This window comes from Pseudomonas sp. Ors-4-3C, from assembly GCF_055755035.1.
The window spans coordinates 4,502,270-4,518,591 of sequence record NZ_CM146900.1 but is presented as its reverse complement, the minus strand read 5'-3'; the positions used below and the strand labels follow the sequence as shown (position 1 = coordinate 4,518,591).

The window sequence follows — 16,322 nt, the reverse complement described above, 5'->3', positions numbered from 1 at the left end:
ATTCCCTGTGGGAGCGGGCTTGCTCGCGAAGGCGTCCTTACAGGCAATACAGATCAGCGATTGCCATCCAGCGGATCACGCCGCGCCAGCTCCGCCTCATCCAGGCCGTTACCCCCGCCAATGTCGTCCTCGTCGACAATGCTCAGATCCCAATCCGCCTGATTGCCTTCGCCAGCCTCCTCGGCGTCACGTGCACCGTCCTCATGAATCAGGGTTTCCGGGCTCAGGTCATCGTCGGTCGGCTCATGGTCAGCGGTTGATGCGCCGGTAAAACCCGCCTCGCGCACCCGTTCGTCGGGCATCAGTTGCTCGCGCTCGCGCTCGGGAATCTCGTCGCCGATTTTTGCGCTGGGTTCGTCTTCATCGAAATCCAGCTCATGCACCGAGCCCATGCGGTCTTCGTTATCATCGATGGGTTCCGGTTGCACCGCATCGAACGGACGTCGTGAATCAGTCATGGCAAATCCTCATACTGTGGGCCTTACTGAGGTGGACACACCGGGAACACGAGAATTCCAACGAAAACACTTGCGATCCTTGCGTGACCCCGACGGGCGGTCGTTTGTCATACCTGCGCATCTTTCTTGAGGCCTTAACCATGCACGACTTACAAGACCTGATTGATAACAACGAGCGCTGGGCTGACGCGATCACCAAGGAAGACCCGGATTTCTTCGCCAAGCTGGCGCGCCAGCAGACCCCGGAATATCTGTGGATCGGCTGCTCCGACGCACGGGTGCCGGCCAACGAGATCGTCGGCATGCTGCCGGGCGATCTGTTCGTCCACCGTAACGTCGCTAACGTGGTGCTGCACACCGACCTCAATTGCCTGTCGGTGATTCAGTACGCGGTCGACGTGCTCAAGGTCAAACATATCCTGGTTACCGGCCACTATGGCTGCGGCGGTGTGCGCGCGTCGATGCAGGATCGCCAGTTCGGCCTGATCGATGGCTGGCTGCGCTCGATCCGTGACCTGTATTACGAAAAACGTGAAGAACTGGCCAAGCTGCCGACCGAGGAAGAGCAGGTCGACCGCCTCTGCGAGCTCAACGTCGTCCAGCAAGTGGCCAACGTCGCCCACACCAGCATCATCCAGAACGCCTGGCATCGCGGCCAGAGCCTGTCGATTCACGGCTGCATCTACGGCATCAAGGACGGTCGCTGGAAAAGCCTGAACACCACCATCAGTGGTTTCGAGCAACTGCCGCCGCAATATCGTCTGCGTCCGGTCGGCGCGTTGTAATCCCGATCAGTGCGCACCTCGCCAGCGCTGTAAAAAGTGCTGGCCCTCGATCGTGGGTGGTTCATCGTAACCGGTGATCCATCCACGACAGCGCGGTGAGCCGCAGTCGCAGGCAAACTGCTGCAGCAAGCGGTCTTCGGTGGAGGCGAAGTCGATGCTCAGGCGTTCACCCGGCTGAATGTCGCGCAGCGCCCACAGCCACAGTTCACTCATGTCCAGAAACACATTCGGATCGCAGGCATGTTCGAGCAACCCGCAAAAGCGCGGGTCGTAGATATGGATGCCGCTCAGCAACTGACGGCTCTGGCGGCAGCGGTAGGGCAGCAGTTGTCCGGAAATGCGGCACATTCTGGTGATGCGCAGGAACTCCCGACGCGCCACAACGGCAGCGCGGCCATGTTCGTCCTGCACGATTTCGAAATCGACAGTGGACGGAAAACCCAGACGCACAGGCAACCCGGCGAACGGGTAGATGCCTGGCGCGTCGCGTGGAACGTGGTGCTGATGTGCCTGGTTTTTCATAACGATCCCTGTCAGCCAGATGCTGCGACTTCTCGGGTCTGACATCCTGTCAGCTCTGCAACATGTTTGGATCCAATCCTCCAGTGTTTGACACAAACCGTCTACTGTCAGATCTGACAGGCGTAATTGGCTGCTTCCCGCGTCAGCAATGGCTGACACGGGAAGTCTTTTCTGCAGATCAGAGGTGTGGCGCGGGAACAGCAGGGGCCGGCAATTCGCCCTGTAGCTGTTGCAACTGGGCCTTGATTGGCGTGGTCGAGCACTTGGCGGCGGCCTGTGCCGGGGTCAGGTTGCGGATCGAGGTGTAGAACAGCTCGCAGGTCTTGACCTTCTGCGTCACTTGCCAGGTCTGCGTACAGCTGTTGAGCAGGGCTTTCGCATCGGTGCCGGGTTTACTGCCCATCCCGGCTTGCCAGCAAGCGGCGCTCAAGTCCTGACCCATGACCTTCAAACCGGCGGCATCGGCTTTCGCTTCATCGCCGTCGTAGCTGGCCGGGTCGGCGGCGTACCAGATGTAGCTCGGGTGGTTCGAACCCAGCACCGGCACGTTCACCCCTGCGCTCGGGCTGATGGTCGCCAGACCCAATACGGCCACGGTCGGGCCGTATTGCTGCTTGATCCAGTTACGCACCGGCGCACCGAAGGCGACCATCGGCAGGGTGGTGCCGGCGGCGGTCTGGCTGAACTGCTTGACCAGCGTGGTCTGGTAGTCCTTGAAGTAGTCGTAGACGCCTTCCAGATCACTGCCGGCGTTGGATGGCGCGGCGATTGGTGCAATGTCGATGATGGTCTGATAGGCCGGCGTCTGGTCGGTCGGGATGCCGTTGACGGTCAGCAGGGTGGCCCAGCGATCGGTGGTGTTCGAGCGCAGATAATCCTGGGCCTGGGTCAGCGAGTAATCCGGCGGGAAGTGCAGCAGTTCGACGCTCTTGCGGTTTTCCAGGGCCATGCCCAGCGGCAGGAACAGATACCAGCTGTACGCCCATTTGCCATCGGCATTGAGCTTGCTGGCGCCGGTATAGGCCAGGTCACCGGCATCCAGCAGCGCCGACAACGGTTTGTCGTAGCCTTCGGGGACGCCGCTGATCTCGGCGTAAACCTGCCCGTTATCGTTCTTCACCAGGACTTTGGCGTTTGTGTAGCCATCGCGCTGCACGCTCTGGCTCAGGTAATGGGCGACGGTCTGCTCCAGCGACCAGTTGCGATAGCAGATCACACTGCAGTTGTTGGGGTAGGCGAAGAGGCGAGTGACGCGCTCGGTGCTGCCCAGCTTCAGGTCGACATCGGCGTGGGCAGCCGCGCTCAGGGTGAGCGCGGCGAGGGTAAGCACTGCGGGGGTAAATCCTGCGAGTTTGAACATGCTCAGATCCTTTTCAGCGTGGGTTCCCCGGGGTTTCGGGGCGCTTCATAGTGGATCAGCCGTGTTGCACAGAGAAGCCGTCATTCACGGATTTTTGCGTCAGCCCGCAGAACTCATTTTTCAGACCTGAAAATGCAGGGCGTTGGTCAGATCGCCCATGGGTTTCTGGCCGCGAGCGATCATCGCTTCATCGCGCTGCTTGAGGCCGTCGAGGGTTTCCAGTTGGAACACTCGGGTGATCAGGCGCAGGATCGACGCCGTGTCGTAGACCGTGTGATCCACCGTGCCTTTGCGGGCGAATGGCGATACCACCAGCGCCGGCACCCGCGACCCCGGGCCCCAGCGATCACCCTTGGGTGGTGCCACGTGGTCCCACCAGCCGCCGTTTTCATCGACGGTGACGATCACCACCATGTTTTTCCACTGCGGGCTTTCGCGCAGCACCTTCAGGGCGCGCACGATGTGCCGGTCACCGGAGGCGACGTCGGCATAACCGGCGTGCATGTTCAGGTTGCCCTGGGGCTTGTAGAACGTCACCGCTGGCAACTTGCCGGCCTCGGCATCGGCGAAGAACTTGTTGGTGCTTGATTCATCGCCCAGGCCGGCATCGCGCAGGCGTTTGTTGCGCTCGTCCGGGTTTTCCGGGCCTTGCTGCTTGAAGTAGTTGAACGGCTGGTGGTGATACTGGAAGTTGGGGATTTTCGGAATGCCGCCGGAATCCTTGTACTGCTCCAGCGTCGCCTGCCAGGCGCCGGCGTACCAGGCCCAGTCGACGTTCTTCTTCGACAGCTTGTCGCCAATGTGCTCGTGGGTCTGCGGCACCATGACGTTCGGCAGATCGGCCTTGGAATATTCCGGACGTTCCGGATCGCGAATCCACGTCGGCCAGTACGGCGGAGCGAGGGTGTTGACGCCGAAGCCGTCCGGGGTCAGCGCACTCGGGCCGAACTGCGGCGGGCCGGTCATGGCGCTGGCGGGTGACTGTTCCAGTGGCTTGAGGCGCGGGTCAGTCGGATCATCGCTTTGCAGGACGGCAATCTGTGACTTGGCCACCGAATTGGCTACGTCCGGATAGAACGGCGCGGTGGCGCTGATCAGGTACTGGTGGTTGAGGAACGAGCCGCCGAAGGCACCCTGGAAGAAGTTGTCGCACAGCACGAATTCCTGCGCCACATCCCACAGGCGCAGCGAGTAGCGGCTCTGGGCGTAGTGCCCCATGGTCAAACCACCGGAGTCGGCCCAGGCGACAAAACCATCGTTCTTGCCGCCATTGATCTGCATCTGGTTCTGATAGAACACGTGCCACAAATCGCGGGTCACCAGACCGAACGGCAAATCTTCGGCATTCGGGCCCTTGAGGGCGAACGGCGCGTTGGGCAGGTTTTCCTGAAACTGCGTGGCGCTGGGGTAGGTCACGCCATCAAGCGTTTGCGGGCCGATCTGCAGCACGCCACCCCAGACTGGCGGCAGCGTCTGCAGCAGGCTGCCGTCGCGGTCACGTTGCTGGTAATCGGCAGGCTTGAGCGCCGACAGCGGTTTCTCGACACCGGGGAAATCACCGAACAGGTTGTTGAAGCTGCGGTTCTCGGCGTAGATCACCACCACGGTTTTCACCTGATCGCGCAGGGCCTTGTCCAGCTCGGTCGGGGTCAGCGGGCGCTCGACTGGTTTACCCGGTTGATCGCTGGCGTTGCCGCAGCCGGCCAGGGTCGCGCCCACGCCGAGGACGGCGACACCGCCGAGAAAGCGGCGGCGACTGGTGTCGGTGGGGTTGTCGGATTCAGGTGCGTCAGTGCCGTCTGTCTCGTCTTTCATCTGTCAGCCCGTTCTGCTTAATTGTTTCAGTTTGTTTCGGGCGGACGCTAGCAAGGCAATGTGACAGTTAGGTGACAAATGGTGCGGTGTCTACTGCTCTTCGGCACTGCTAGACTGCTGCGATATCGAAACTGGCCTGAGTGAACCATGAAACCCTCCATTGCTCTTGATCTGCAACGAGCTGCCGTTCGCGAGGTTGTCGGCAGATTCCGTGTGGCCAATCCGCGAGTTTTTGGCTCGACCTTGCTGGGTACCGATATGGAAGGTAGTGACCTTGATCTACTGGTGGATCCCTTGCCCGGTGCCACCTTGTTTGATCTCGGCGGGCTTCAGGTCGAGCTTGAAGATTTGCTTGGAGTTACAGTCGACCTGGTGACGCCGGGAGACCTTCCGCTGAAATTTCGTCAGCAGGTTCTTGAACAGGCCCGTCCCGTATGATCGAGAACCGGCGCAGCATGCGCGGGATGCGTAACCGGATCGCTCATGGCTACTTCGACATCAATCTGGATGTCGTCTGGGAAACGGTTCAAGTTGCTTTGCCTGAACTGTTGAGATTCCTGCCCTCCGAGCAACATTGATTGCACCTGCCATGAGGCAGGTGCAATTTCGTCAATCTACGGCATCACCGGCGGCGTATACGCCAATGTCGTCCCCAGCACCCACAGCAAGAACAGCACCAGCGGCGTGTGCACCAGCAATTGCACGAACGAGAAACCGATCAGGTCGCGCGCCTTCAGGCCGAGCACGCCCAGCAGCGGCAACATGTAGAACGGGTTGATCAGGTTCGGCAGGGCTTCGGCGGCGTTGTAGATCTGTACCGCCCAGCCGAGGTGGTATTGCAGATCGTTGGCGACTTGCATCACGTACGGCGCTTCGATGATCCACTTGCCGCCGCCGGACGGGATGAAGAAGCCGAGAATCGCCGAGTACACGCCCATCAGCAACGCGTAGGTGTCGTGGGAGGCGATGCTGACGAAGAAGGTCGAGATGTGATGCGCCAGGGTCTGTGCGTCGGCACCTTTGACCGTGGTCAGCAGCGCGGCGATCGAGCCGTACAGCGGGAACTGGATCAGCACGCCAGTGGTGGTCGGCACCGCCCGGGCCACTGCATCGAGGAAGCTGCGCGGACGCCAGTGCAGCAGGGCGCCGAGCATGATGAACAGGAAATTATAGGTGTTGAGCCCGGAAATCGCGGTGATCGCCGGTTTGCTCGAGAACTCGTGGAACAGCCAGCCGGCGGCCAGCAGCACCAGCAAGATGATCAGCAGCGGACTGTGCTCCAGCCATTCGCCGGGCCGGGTGCGCGGTTGCAGCGGTGGCAGGTTGAACGCCGGGTCGATGCCACAATCCTTGGCATCGCGCGCAGAGTTCGGGCCGGGCGCGGTGGCGTAGGCGACTATGATCGAAATCACGATCAGCGCCAGCAGCATGGCGCCGGACTGCCAGAGGAAAATGGTTTGGGTGAACGGAATCACCCCGGTGATCGACAGGATCGCCGGCGGCAGGCTAGCCGGGTTGGCCTGCAACTGCGCCGCCGATGAGGACAGGCCCAGCGCCCAGACCGCGCCCAGGCCCAGATACGCCGCCGCACCGGCCGCGCGGTAATCCATTTTCAGATCGGTGCGACGGGCGAGGGCGCGCACCAGCAAACCGCCGAACACCAGCGACAGGCCCCAGTTCAACAGCGAGGCGACCATCGAGATCAGCGCGACCCAGGCCACGGCAGAGCGGCCGTTTTTCGGGATGCGCGCCAGTTTGTCGATCAGCTTGACCGCCGGCGGCGAACTGGCGACGACGTAGCCGCCAATTACCACGAAAGCCATTTGCATGGTGAACGGGATCAGGCTCCAGAACCCGTCGCCGAAGGCCATCGCGGCATCGGTGGGTTTGGCGCCCATGGCCAAAGTGGCCAGCGCGACAATGATCACCGCCAGTGCGGCGAACACCCAGGAATCGGGGAACCAACGTTCGGCAAAGCTTGAACAGCGCAAGGCAAAGCGCGCGGAGCGGCTATCTTCGATATCAACGGCCACAGGGAGTACCTCGGATTTTTATGGTTATTTTCAGGTCTGCAGCACGCTGAGTGCTTTGGGTGGGAGCGGGCTTGCTCGCGAATGCGGTGTGTCAGTCGACGCTGATTTGGCTGACACACCGCATTCGCGAGCAAGCCCGCTCCCACAGGTTTTCACTGGACTGTGGCTGCAGACAAGCCTCAACAGTAAATCAACCGCCGCCATTTTGTGAGCAGGTTTTGCCCATCCGGGACTATGGTCTAACGGGTTGTCCCCAGGCGGATTTGCGTAGACCATGGGCGCCTTGGTTTTTTGCCTGCCAGAGTTCTTTGCCATGACTGCCCAATCCACAGCGCGACCGGCGCCGTTCAGCCGTTCCGACTACAAGACCCTCGGCCTTGCGGCTCTCGGCGGGGCGCTGGAGATCTACGATTTCATCATTTTCGTGTTCTTCGCCCTGACCCTCAGCCAATTGTTCTTTCCGCCGGAAATGCCCGAGTGGCTGCGTCTGCTGCAAAGCTTCGGGATCTTCGTCACCGGTTATCTGGCGCGCCCGCTGGGCGGAATTCTGATGGCGCATTTCGCCGATCGCCTGGGCCGTAAAAAGGTTTTCAGCCTGAGCATCCTGATGATGGCGCTGCCGTGCCTGCTGATCGGGATCATGCCGACTTATGCCCAGATCGGCTATTTCGCGCCGCTGCTGTTGCTGGCGCTGCGCATCCTGCAAGGCGCGGCGGTCGGCGGCGAAGTCCCGAGCGCCTGGGTGTTCGTCGCCGAGCACGCGCCTGCCGGGCATCGCGGTTACGCGCTGGGCTTTTTGCAGGCCGGGCTGACCTTCGGTTACTTGATCGGCGCGCTGACCGCGACGTTCCTCGCGCAGGTGTTCACCCCGGCGGAGATCCTTGATTACGCCTGGCGTTATCCGTTCCTGCTCGGCGGTGTGTTCGGCGTGATCGGTGTCTACCTGCGCCGCTGGTTGAGCGAAACCCCGGTGTTCATGGCCATGGAAGCCCAGCGTGAAGCGCGGGTCGAACTGCCGCTGCGCACGGTGCTGCGCGGGCATCGTCTGGCGATGTTGCCAGCGATGCTGCTGACCTGCGTGCTGACGTCGGCGGTGGTGGTGTTCGTGGTCATCACCCCGACCATGATGCAGAAAACCTTCGGCATGACCGCCAGTCACACCTTTGCCCTGAGCGCGTTGGGCATTGTCTTCCTCAACATCGGCTGTGTGATTGCCGGGTTGCTGGTCGATCGCATCGGTGCCTGGCGCACGGTCATGCTGTATAGCCTGCTGCTGCCATTGGGCGTTGGCGTGCTTTACAGCTGTTTGATCACGGGCGGCAACTGGGTAGGCCTGGCATACGCCATCGCCGGTCTGGCCTGTGGTGTGGTCGGCGCGGTGCCGTCGGTGATGGTCGGATTGTTTCCGGCGCGGATTCGCGTGTCGGGCATCTCCTTCACCTACAACATTGCCTACGCCGCGTGGGCGAGCATCACCCCGCTGTTGCTGATCGGTCTGATGCCGTGGAGCCCATGGATCTGCGTGATGTTCTGTGCGGTGATGGGTGCGGTCGGCATTGTCAGTGCAGCGTATTTCGGTTCGCGCATGAGCGGTGTCGGGCGCCAATCCGTGGCGCCCTGTTCCTGACGAGTGTCAGGTCAGCCAGTGCCACCACAGCAACGTCCCGACCAGTCCCACCACCGAGACAATGGTTTGCAGAATCGACCAGACCCAGATCGTCTGCTTAAGCTGCAAGCCAAAGTACTCGCGAACCATCCAGAAACCGGCATCGTTCACGTGGCAGAAGAACACTGAGCCGGCGCCAATCGCCAGCGCCACCAACGAGCTCTGCGTCGCGGCGAGTCCGGCCATCATCGGCGCCAGAATCCCCGCCGTCGTCGTGGTCGCGACTGTCGCCGAACCCGTAGCCTGACGCAACGCCACGGCAATCAGCCAGGCCAGCAGCAGGTAGGGCATGTGCGCGCCTTCGGCGACTTTGCTGATGGTCTGGCTGACGCCGGCATCCAGCAAGGTCTGCTTCAAGCCGCCGCCGGCACCAATCGTCAGCAGCAACACGGCAATCGGTGCCAGGCTTTTGCGCAGCGTGCCGCCAACTTGCTCGCGCGGCATGCCGTTGGCCCAACCGAGGCAGATCACTGCCGCCATCACCGCAATGCCCAGCGCCACCAACGGTTCGCCGAGGAACTTCAGGGTCAGGGCGACGCTGCTTTCCGGACTCATCGCGACTTTCGCCAGGGTGCTGCCGAGCATCAGCAGCACCGGCAACAGAATGATCAGCAGCGACATGCCGAAACTCGGCTGGCGCGGCGCTTTCGGTGGGGCGCTGAACAGTGCGCCGAGCTCTGCCGGTTCATCGACGTGCATGCGTTTCGACAGCCAGTTGCCGTACAGCGGCCCCGCCAGAATCACCGCCGGAATCGCGATGCTGAAGCCCAGCAACATGGTCAGCCCAAGGTCCGCATGCAGCGCGCTGACCGCGATCAGCGGCCCGGGGTGCGGCGGCATCAAGGCATGCAGGGTGGTCATCCCGGCCAGGGCCGGAATCGCGATTTTCAACAGTGGCTGACCCGAACGACGGGCCATGACAAAGATGATCGGTACCATCATCACCAGGCCCACTTCAAAGAACAGCGGCAGGCCGATCACCATCGCCACCAGCGCCATGACCCACGGCAGGGACTTGCCTTTACCCAGGCCGAGCAAGGTTGAAGCGATGCGGTCGGCCGCGCCGGACTCGGCCATCAGCGCGCCGAGCATCGAGCCCAGGGCAATGATGATGCCGGCCTCACCGAGAATCGCCCCGGCGCCTTTGCTGAACGCCTTGGCCACGTCTTCCGGGGGCAAACCGGCGCCGACACCGGCAATAAAAGTGCCGATCAGGATCGAGAGAAAGGGCGGAAGTTTGGTGGCGCTGATCAACACGATAATTGTGGCAATCGCCAACAGGCAGCAGAGAATCAGACGGGTATCGTGAACCATCCAGGCAGCGGTCGATAAATCCAAAACGGGACTCCTTATCGGGCAGTTACCGGCAACATGTTGTTGCAATTTTCCCTGAGAATACCTGAAGTGGCCGGTCCAGAGCGGTGGCTTTTGTAACGGCTCAGTGAGGGCGATGAATAGGAGCAAAAGCCCGATGGGATTATTTTTGACCGACCGGTCTCAATCGCTCTTCAGAAAACTTTTCCAAGGCCGATGGTTAGGCTGCATCCCGCTTTCTACCCTGCCTATCGGTACTTTCCCATGTTCAACAAACGCCTCAAGCAAGAGCTGGCCACTCTTCGTGAAGAACTCTCCAGCCTGCTGCAGGTGAAGGAAAGCCTGGAAAGCGAGATGCTGGTGCTGACCCTGGAGGCCGATGGGCGGATCCAGTCGGTCAACCAGAACTTCCTGACCGAGATGCTCTACAAGAGCCAGGACCTGGTGGGGCGTGCCATTGAAGACATCGTCCCGGCGCATGTGAAGTCCGACGAATTCCATCATCGCTTCAAGGCCGCACTGACGCGGGGCGAGCATTTCGCCGGGGCCGTGCGCCTCTCGCGCGGTAATGGCGAAGAGGCGTGGCTGCGCTCCATCGTGCAACCTGTGCGTTCCTCGGACGGGCGGATCAAGCATTTCTCGATTTTCTCCAGCGACCTGACCCGCACCATCGAAGCCTCTCGCGAACACGAAAACCTGATCGGTGCGCTGGTGCGCTCGACGGCGGTGATCGAGTTCGACCTCAATGGCAACGTGCTCAATGCCAACGAGCGTTTTCTCAACGGTATGGGTTACAGCCTGGCGCAGATCAAAGGCAAACATCACCGGATGTTCTGCACACCCGAGGAGTACAACAGCGCCGAGTACCAGAATTTCTGGCGTCGCCTGAACAACGGTGAGTTTGTCGCCGAGCGCTTCAAGCGGGTCGACAGCCATGGTCGTACGGTGTGGCTGGAGGCGTCTTACAACCCGGTGGTCGATGCCAACAACAAACTGTACAAAGTGGTGAAATTCGCCACGGTGATCACCGATCAGGTCAACCGCGAACAAGCGGTTGCCGACGCGGCGAGCATTGCCTACAGCACTTCGCAGCAAACCGACAACACCGCGCAACGTGGCACCACGGTGGTCACCGAGGCGGTGAATGTGATGCGCGATCTGTCGCGACACATGCAGGCGGCCGGTGAGGGCATCGAGGCGCTGAACGAGCAGTCGCAGGTGATCGGCACCATCGTCAAAACCATCAGCGGCATTGCCGAGCAAACCAACCTGCTGGCGCTCAACGCCGCCATTGAGGCGGCTCGCGCTGGTGAACAGGGCCGAGGTTTTGCGGTGGTGGCCGACGAAGTACGGCAACTGGCCTCGCGCACCAGCCAGGCGACCGAAGAGATCGTCACCGTGGTGCGACAGAATCAGGAGATGGCGCGCAATGCTGTGGCGCTGATGACCGATGGCAAGCTGCAGGCCGAGCAAGGCCTGGCGCTGGCGGCGGAGGCGGGCACGGTGATCGTCGAGATCCAGGACGGCGCGCAGAAAGTGGTGGATGCGGTCGGTCAGTTTGCCAATCAACTCTCTAACTAATCTCAATTGATCCCATGTGGGAGCGAGCTTGCTCGCGAATGCGGTGTGTCATTCAACATCGATGTAACTGACCTATCGCCTTCGCGAGCAAGCTCGCTCCCACAGGTTTTTCATCCGCCTTCTTTCTGTGGTCTGGCGCTACAATCTGTTCCTTTTCCCCGGAGCAGATCCCCATGAGTGCTTCCCACCGCCGCCCGGTGCCCTTGAACAAAGCCTATCGTCTGCTCAATCACGGGCCGACCGTGCTGGTCAGCGCTGCCCATGACGGCCAGCGCAACATCATGGCCGCCGCCTGGGCGATGCCGCTGGATTTCGAACCGCCGAAAGTCGCCGTCGTCCTCGACAAGTCCACCTGGACGCGCCAGTTGCTCGAAGCGTCCGGCACGTTTGTGCTCAACGTGCCGTGCGTCAATCAGGCAGACATCGTGCAAACCGTCGGCAATACCTCGGGTCTGGAGATCCAGCAGAATCAGGGGCAGGACAAGTTTCAGGCTTATGGCCTGCAAACCTTCGCCGGTGAAACCGTCGAGGCGCCTCTGCTCGAAGGCTGCGTGGCCTGGCTCGAATGCCGCTTGCTGCCAGAACCGCGCAACCACGAGCAGTACGACCTGTTCCTCGCCGAAGTCATCGCCGCCCAGGCCGATGAGCGGGTGTTCAGCGACGGCCGCTGGCATTTCGACGGGCATGATGGCTTGCGCACGCTGCACCACGTGGCCGGCGGACATTTCCTGACGATTGGCGATGCGGTGGACGGTAAAACCCTGCCGCTGTGACCTGCATCTGATGGAAAACGCGCGCCGGATGTAGCAAGGTGTGGGGCATTGTCGAACCAATCAGGCGCTCGCCCCATGGACCTTTCGCTTTATCTCGCCCCGTTGCTGTCGCTGGCGCTGTTGTGGACGGTCGCGGTGGTCACCCCCGGCCCGAACTTCTTCAATATCGCCCAACTGGCGGTCAGCCGTTCCCGACGCCATGGCGTGGTCGCGGCGCTGGGCGTCGCCACCGGCACCGTGTTGTGGGGCCTGGCCGGCGGTTTGGGGATTCAGACCTTGTTCAGCGCGGCGCCAACCCTGTACCTGAGCTTCAAGATCGCCGGTGGCTGCTACCTGATCTACCTCGGCCTCAAGCAGTTCAAACGCAAAGCGCCGATTGCCGCCGGTACGCTGGATGAGTCGCAACAGACCCTGCTGGGCGCCTACGGGCGGGGCTTTCTGGGCAACATGACCAACCCCAAGTCGGCACTGTTCGTCGCCACCATCTTCGCCACCGCAATGCCGGCCCACGTCCCGCCGCTACTGCTGACACTGGCCGTGCTGACCATGGCCACGCTGTCGTTCAGTTGGTATTGCAGCGTTGCGCTGTTCTTCGCCAGCCGCCGGATCGCGAGTGTTTACGAGCGTTCACGGCAATGGCTGGATCGCCTGGCCGGTGGTTGTTATCTGCTGTTTGGGGCGCATCTGGTGGCTAATCGCTGAGCCGGGTGATATTGCGCGTTAAACCCGTTGCATGAAAAAAGGCTTACCTCGCGGTAAGCCTTTTCTTGTTTCTGCGTAACCTCAATCCCCCAACGCTTCCCCTTCACGCCGCGGATCCGCGCCACCCTCCAAAGACGCTTTACCCTGCGCATCCTTGACCCTAACGATCGCCTGGGTGCCGCTGGTCATGTCGATTTCATTGACTGTGTGGCCCTTGTCCTTCAGCGTCTGAATCAGCGCCGGGCTGAACTGGCCTTGTTCCAGTTCGGTCGGGCCGTTGCGGCTGCCGAAGTTGGGCAGGCTGATGGCGCTTTGCGGGTCGAGGTTCCAGTCGAGCAGGCCGACGGTGGTCTTGGCTACGTATTCGATGATCTGCGAACCGCCCGGCGAGCCGACGCTGGCGAGGAATTCGCCGCTGTTGCGGTCGAAGATCAGCGTTGGCGCCATCGACGAGCGTGGGCGTTTGCCGGGTTCGACGCGGTTGGCGACTTTCTGCCCATGCTCTTCGGGGATGAACGAGAAGTCGGTCATCTGGTTGTTCAGCAAAAAGCCCTGCACCATCAGATGCGAGCCGAACGCCGCTTCGATGGTGGTGGTCATCGACACCGCACCGCCCAAGTCATCCACGGCGACGACTTGCGAGGTGGAAATGCGCAGCGGCGAGCGATCCGGCGCGTAGGCCACTTGCACGCCCGACGGGGTGCCCGGTTGGGCGCTGCCCATGCTGCGTTCGCCGATCAGGCTGGCGCGGTTGGCCAGATAAACCGAGTCGACCAGACCTTTGACCGGCACCGGAACGAAATCGGTGTCGGCGACGTATTGCGCACGGTCGGCGTAGGCCAGGCGTTCGGCTTCGGCGATCAGGTGCACGGCTTGGGGATCGGGTTCGATACCGGCCGGTTTGTTGGTTTTCACAGGTTTTAGTGGCGTCAGCGACAGGCGCGGGTCGCGGCTTTCCAGCGCCTGCAAGGTGCCGAGAATCTGCGCCACGGCGATCCCACCCGAAGACGGCGGCGGCATGCCGCAGACCTGCCAGCGCTTGTAGTCGGTGCACAGCGGTGCGCGTTCCTTGGCCTGATAGCGCTGAAGATCATTCAGCGACAGGCTCCCGGGATTGGCGTGGCCCTGCACCTTGGCGACGATCTCCTCGGCAATCGGGCCTTTGTACAGCGCGTCCGGGCCTTCGTTGGCGATGCGCTTGAGCACGGCGGCCAATGCCGGATTCTGCAGACGGGTGCCGATGGCTTTGACGCTGCCGTCGCGGTTGAGGAAGTAGGCGGCCATATCCGGTGATTTACGGATCGCCGGGTCGGATTCCAGCAGCGAATGCAGGCGCGGCGAAATCGCGAAACCCTGCTCGGCGAGTTTGATCGCCGGCTCGAACAGCGTGGCCCATGGCAGGCGACCGTGTTGCTTGTGTGCCATTTCCAGCGCACGCAGCACGCCCGGAGTACCCACCGACCGACCGCCGATCTGCGCCTGCGGGAATGGCATCGGTTTGCCGTCGGCCTGCAGGAACAGCTTCTCGGTGGCACCCGCCGGGGCGGTTTCGCGCCCGTCATAAGTGCGCACCTGTTTGCCGTCCCACAACACGATCATCGCACCGCCACCGATCCCGGAGGATTGCGGTTCTACCAGAGTCAGCACCGCTTGCATGGCAATCGCCGCGTCGATGGCCGAACCACCCTTGCGCAGCATCTCGCGCCCGGCCTCGGCGGCCAGCGGATTGGCGGCAGCGGCCATGTGTTGACTGGCGTGGCGAGTCTGCAGATCGGTGCGGTAGCCGGAAGCGGCTTCCGGCGCCAGCGGCAAGGTCGAGGAGGGTGGGGCGTTGCACGCGGTGAGGGTCAGGGCGCTGATGATCAGCGTCAGGGCAGGCAGGCGAAAGCGGCTCAGGGGCAGGGCTGGAAACACGTGGGGCTCTCCGTCCGTGGGGTGAAAGGTCTGACGGACTTTATCGACCGGTCGGTCGCGACGCAAACCGGTGGGCATTTTTGTCTTTCTTTTCGGGGCGGATGTTCGCTAGGGTCAACCGCAATTGATCGGACGCATACGATCCCTTGTAGGAGTGAGCCTGCTCGCGATAGCGTCATCACATTCAACATCATTGCTGACTGACCCACCGCTATCGCGAGCAGGCTCACTCCTACACAGGTCAAGCCATAAAAATCACAAGAGGCCGATATGCACAGCGAGTTTCCAACCCAGTCCAGTTACCGCCAACAACGCGAAGCGTTTCTGGCGGCCGCAACAGCTGCCGGCGCAATCCTGACTTCATACGCCCACCCGCGTTGCGGCCCTTTTGGCGAACCGCTGAGCACCGATGTCGCGGTGCTCGGAGACCCGCAAGCCAAGCGCCGGCTGGTCGCACTCAGCGGCACCCATGGGGTCGAGGGCTATTACGGTTCGGAATGTCAGATTGACTGGCTGCAGGCTTTCGTTCCCGGCTTGCTGCCCAAGGATGTTGCGGTGGTGATGATTCACCTGATCAACCCATGGGGAACCGCGTGGCTGCGGCGGGTCAACGAAGACAACATCGACCTCAACCGCAATCATCTGGATTTCACCGCCCCGTTGCCGGACAACCGCGCCTACGCCACGCTGCACGAGATCTACGCCTGCACCGATTTGCACGGCCCCGAGCGTCAGCGCGCCGACGCTTTGCTCGACGCACAGATTGCCGAACACGGCTGGCCGGCGGTGATGTCGATTGTCGAGGGCGGTCAGCACAGCCATCCCGATGGACTGTTCTATGGCGGCCGCGCGCCGAGCTGGTCGAATCGCACGCTGCACCAGATCATCGACGCGCATCTGGCGGACGCGGAAACCGTGATGTGTTTCGACCTGCACACCGGCGCCGGCGAGTACGGCCATCCAATGTTGCTGACCATCACCAAAGCGCCTTACCCGGCACTGACCCAGGCGCAATCGATCTACGGCCCGTGGCTGTACACCTTGCACACCGGCGCCGAAACGTTGAGCGAAACCGGTGTCGCAGCGACGGCTACCGGCTACACCTCACAGGCATTGCTCGATGCGTTGCCGGGCGTGCAGCTGATGCCGTTCGTGATCGAGTGCGGAACGTATCCGGGGCCGCAGGTGCATCGTTATTTGCGTGATGACCATTGGCTGCATCTGCATGGCGATCCGCTGGATGCGACGGGGCGGGCGATCAAGTTGAAACTGCTGGAGCAGTTCTATCCGGCTGATCCGGACTGGCGGGCGATGGTCGGGTTGCGCACTCGGCAGATCTGGGCGAGGGGGTTGATGGCCTTGTCGGCAGAGCAGCCTGAATAGGTCAGGTTTGGCATTG

The 16,322-nt window shown here is 61.7% G+C and carries 15 protein-coding genes and 1 pseudogene; 9 read left to right on the top strand and 7 right to left on the bottom strand.

Annotated elements, in window-relative coordinates; translation table 11 throughout:
* Positions 1–53: 53 nt before the first annotated feature.
* A complete protein-coding gene (locus tag ACVHNU_RS20355; protein WP_003228197.1) occupies positions 54–458 on the bottom strand; it encodes a hypothetical protein in 405 nt (134 codons plus the stop codon).
* A 140-nt stretch (positions 459–598) separates the two neighbouring features.
* Here ACVHNU_RS20355 and can point away from each other — a divergent pair, with 140 nt between their 5' ends.
* Positions 599–1,243 carry a carbonate dehydratase gene (can, locus tag ACVHNU_RS20350; protein ID WP_003228196.1) on the top strand — a complete coding sequence of 215 codons (645 nt, stop codon included), beginning with the start codon at positions 599–601 and terminating at the stop codon, positions 1,241–1,243.
* Positions 1,244–1,249: 6 nt separating this feature from the next.
* Here the strand turns inward: can and ACVHNU_RS20345 are convergent, their stop codons facing one another.
* From ACVHNU_RS20345 to acpA, 3 genes are all read right to left on the bottom strand, one after another.
* Positions 1,250–1,765: an SET domain-containing protein gene (locus ACVHNU_RS20345; RefSeq protein ID WP_473018194.1), complete on the bottom strand. Its 516-nt coding sequence runs from the start codon at positions 1,763–1,765 to the stop codon at positions 1,250–1,252.
* Positions 1,766–1,943: 178 nt separating this feature from the next.
* Positions 1,944–3,125, bottom strand: coding sequence for a hypothetical protein (locus ACVHNU_RS20340; protein WP_473018193.1), 1,182 nt, complete (start codon positions 3,123–3,125; stop codon positions 1,944–1,946).
* Between the two features lie 120 nt (positions 3,126–3,245).
* On the bottom strand, positions 3,246–4,940 hold the full coding sequence (gene acpA, locus ACVHNU_RS20335; RefSeq protein ID WP_473018192.1) for an acid phosphatase: 1,695 nt from the start codon (positions 4,938–4,940) through the stop codon (positions 3,246–3,248).
* Between the two features lie 147 nt (positions 4,941–5,087).
* Here acpA and ACVHNU_RS20330 point away from each other — a divergent pair, with 147 nt between their 5' ends.
* A complete protein-coding gene (locus ACVHNU_RS20330; RefSeq protein WP_473018191.1) occupies positions 5,088–5,378 on the top strand; it encodes a nucleotidyltransferase family protein in 291 nt (96 codons plus the stop codon).
* Positions 5,375–5,518, top strand: a complete 144-nt coding sequence (locus tag ACVHNU_RS20325; RefSeq protein ID WP_103486152.1) for a HepT-like ribonuclease domain-containing protein — start codon at positions 5,375–5,377, stop codon at positions 5,516–5,518. The genes ACVHNU_RS20330 and ACVHNU_RS20325 overlap by 4 nt, the downstream gene beginning before the upstream one ends.
* Positions 5,519–5,554: 36 nt before the next feature.
* On the opposite strand, the gene ACVHNU_RS20320 is transcribed toward ACVHNU_RS20325, so the two are convergent.
* Positions 5,555–6,973 carry a short-chain fatty acid transporter gene (locus ACVHNU_RS20320; RefSeq protein WP_047599146.1) on the bottom strand — a complete coding sequence of 473 codons (1,419 nt, stop codon included), beginning with the start codon at positions 6,971–6,973 and terminating at the stop codon, positions 5,555–5,557.
* A 313-nt stretch (positions 6,974–7,286) separates the two neighbouring features.
* Between ACVHNU_RS20320 and ACVHNU_RS20315 the strand changes: the two genes are divergently transcribed.
* Entirely contained in the window at positions 7,287–8,600 is a 1,314-nt protein-coding gene (locus ACVHNU_RS20315; protein WP_473018190.1) for an MFS transporter, read from the top strand.
* A gap of 6 nt (positions 8,601–8,606) precedes the next feature.
* On the opposite strand, the gene ACVHNU_RS20310 is transcribed toward ACVHNU_RS20315, so the two are convergent.
* Positions 8,607–9,977: a GntT/GntP/DsdX family permease gene (locus ACVHNU_RS20310; protein WP_400509174.1), complete on the bottom strand. Its 1,371-nt coding sequence runs from the start codon at positions 9,975–9,977 to the stop codon at positions 8,607–8,609.
* Positions 9,978–10,169: 192 nt separating this feature from the next.
* Between ACVHNU_RS20310 and ACVHNU_RS20305 the strand changes: the two are divergent.
* From ACVHNU_RS20305 to ACVHNU_RS20290, 4 genes and pseudogenes are all read left to right on the top strand, one after another.
* Positions 10,170–10,994 (top strand): annotated as a pseudogene (locus ACVHNU_RS20305) (PAS domain-containing protein); the annotation flags it as partial.
* Positions 10,974–11,534 carry a methyl-accepting chemotaxis protein gene (locus ACVHNU_RS20300; RefSeq protein WP_400498496.1) on the top strand — a complete coding sequence of 187 codons (561 nt, stop codon included), beginning with the start codon at positions 10,974–10,976 and terminating at the stop codon, positions 11,532–11,534. The pseudogene ACVHNU_RS20305 and the gene ACVHNU_RS20300, both read left to right, overlap by 21 nt.
* Positions 11,535–11,707: 173 nt before the next feature.
* Positions 11,708–12,307: a flavin reductase family protein gene (locus ACVHNU_RS20295; protein ID WP_103521180.1), complete on the top strand. Its 600-nt coding sequence runs from the start codon at positions 11,708–11,710 to the stop codon at positions 12,305–12,307.
* 75 nt (positions 12,308–12,382) lie between these two features.
* The gene (locus ACVHNU_RS20290; RefSeq protein WP_400509177.1) at positions 12,383–13,009 is read left to right on the top strand and encodes a LysE family translocator; all 627 of its coding nucleotides are present in this window, start codon (positions 12,383–12,385) and stop codon (positions 13,007–13,009) included.
* A gap of 81 nt (positions 13,010–13,090) precedes the next feature.
* On the opposite strand, the gene ggt is transcribed toward ACVHNU_RS20290, so the two are convergent.
* Positions 13,091–14,923 carry a gamma-glutamyltransferase gene (ggt, locus tag ACVHNU_RS20285; protein ID WP_473020090.1) on the bottom strand — a complete coding sequence of 611 codons (1,833 nt, stop codon included), beginning with the start codon at positions 14,921–14,923 and terminating at the stop codon, positions 13,091–13,093.
* 270 nt (positions 14,924–15,193) lie between these two features.
* Here ggt and ACVHNU_RS20280 point away from each other — a divergent pair, with 270 nt between their 5' ends.
* Positions 15,194–16,306 carry a DUF2817 domain-containing protein gene (locus tag ACVHNU_RS20280; RefSeq protein ID WP_473018188.1) on the top strand — a complete coding sequence of 371 codons (1,113 nt, stop codon included), beginning with the start codon at positions 15,194–15,196 and terminating at the stop codon, positions 16,304–16,306.
* The last annotated feature ends 16 nt before the right edge of the window (positions 16,307–16,322 follow it).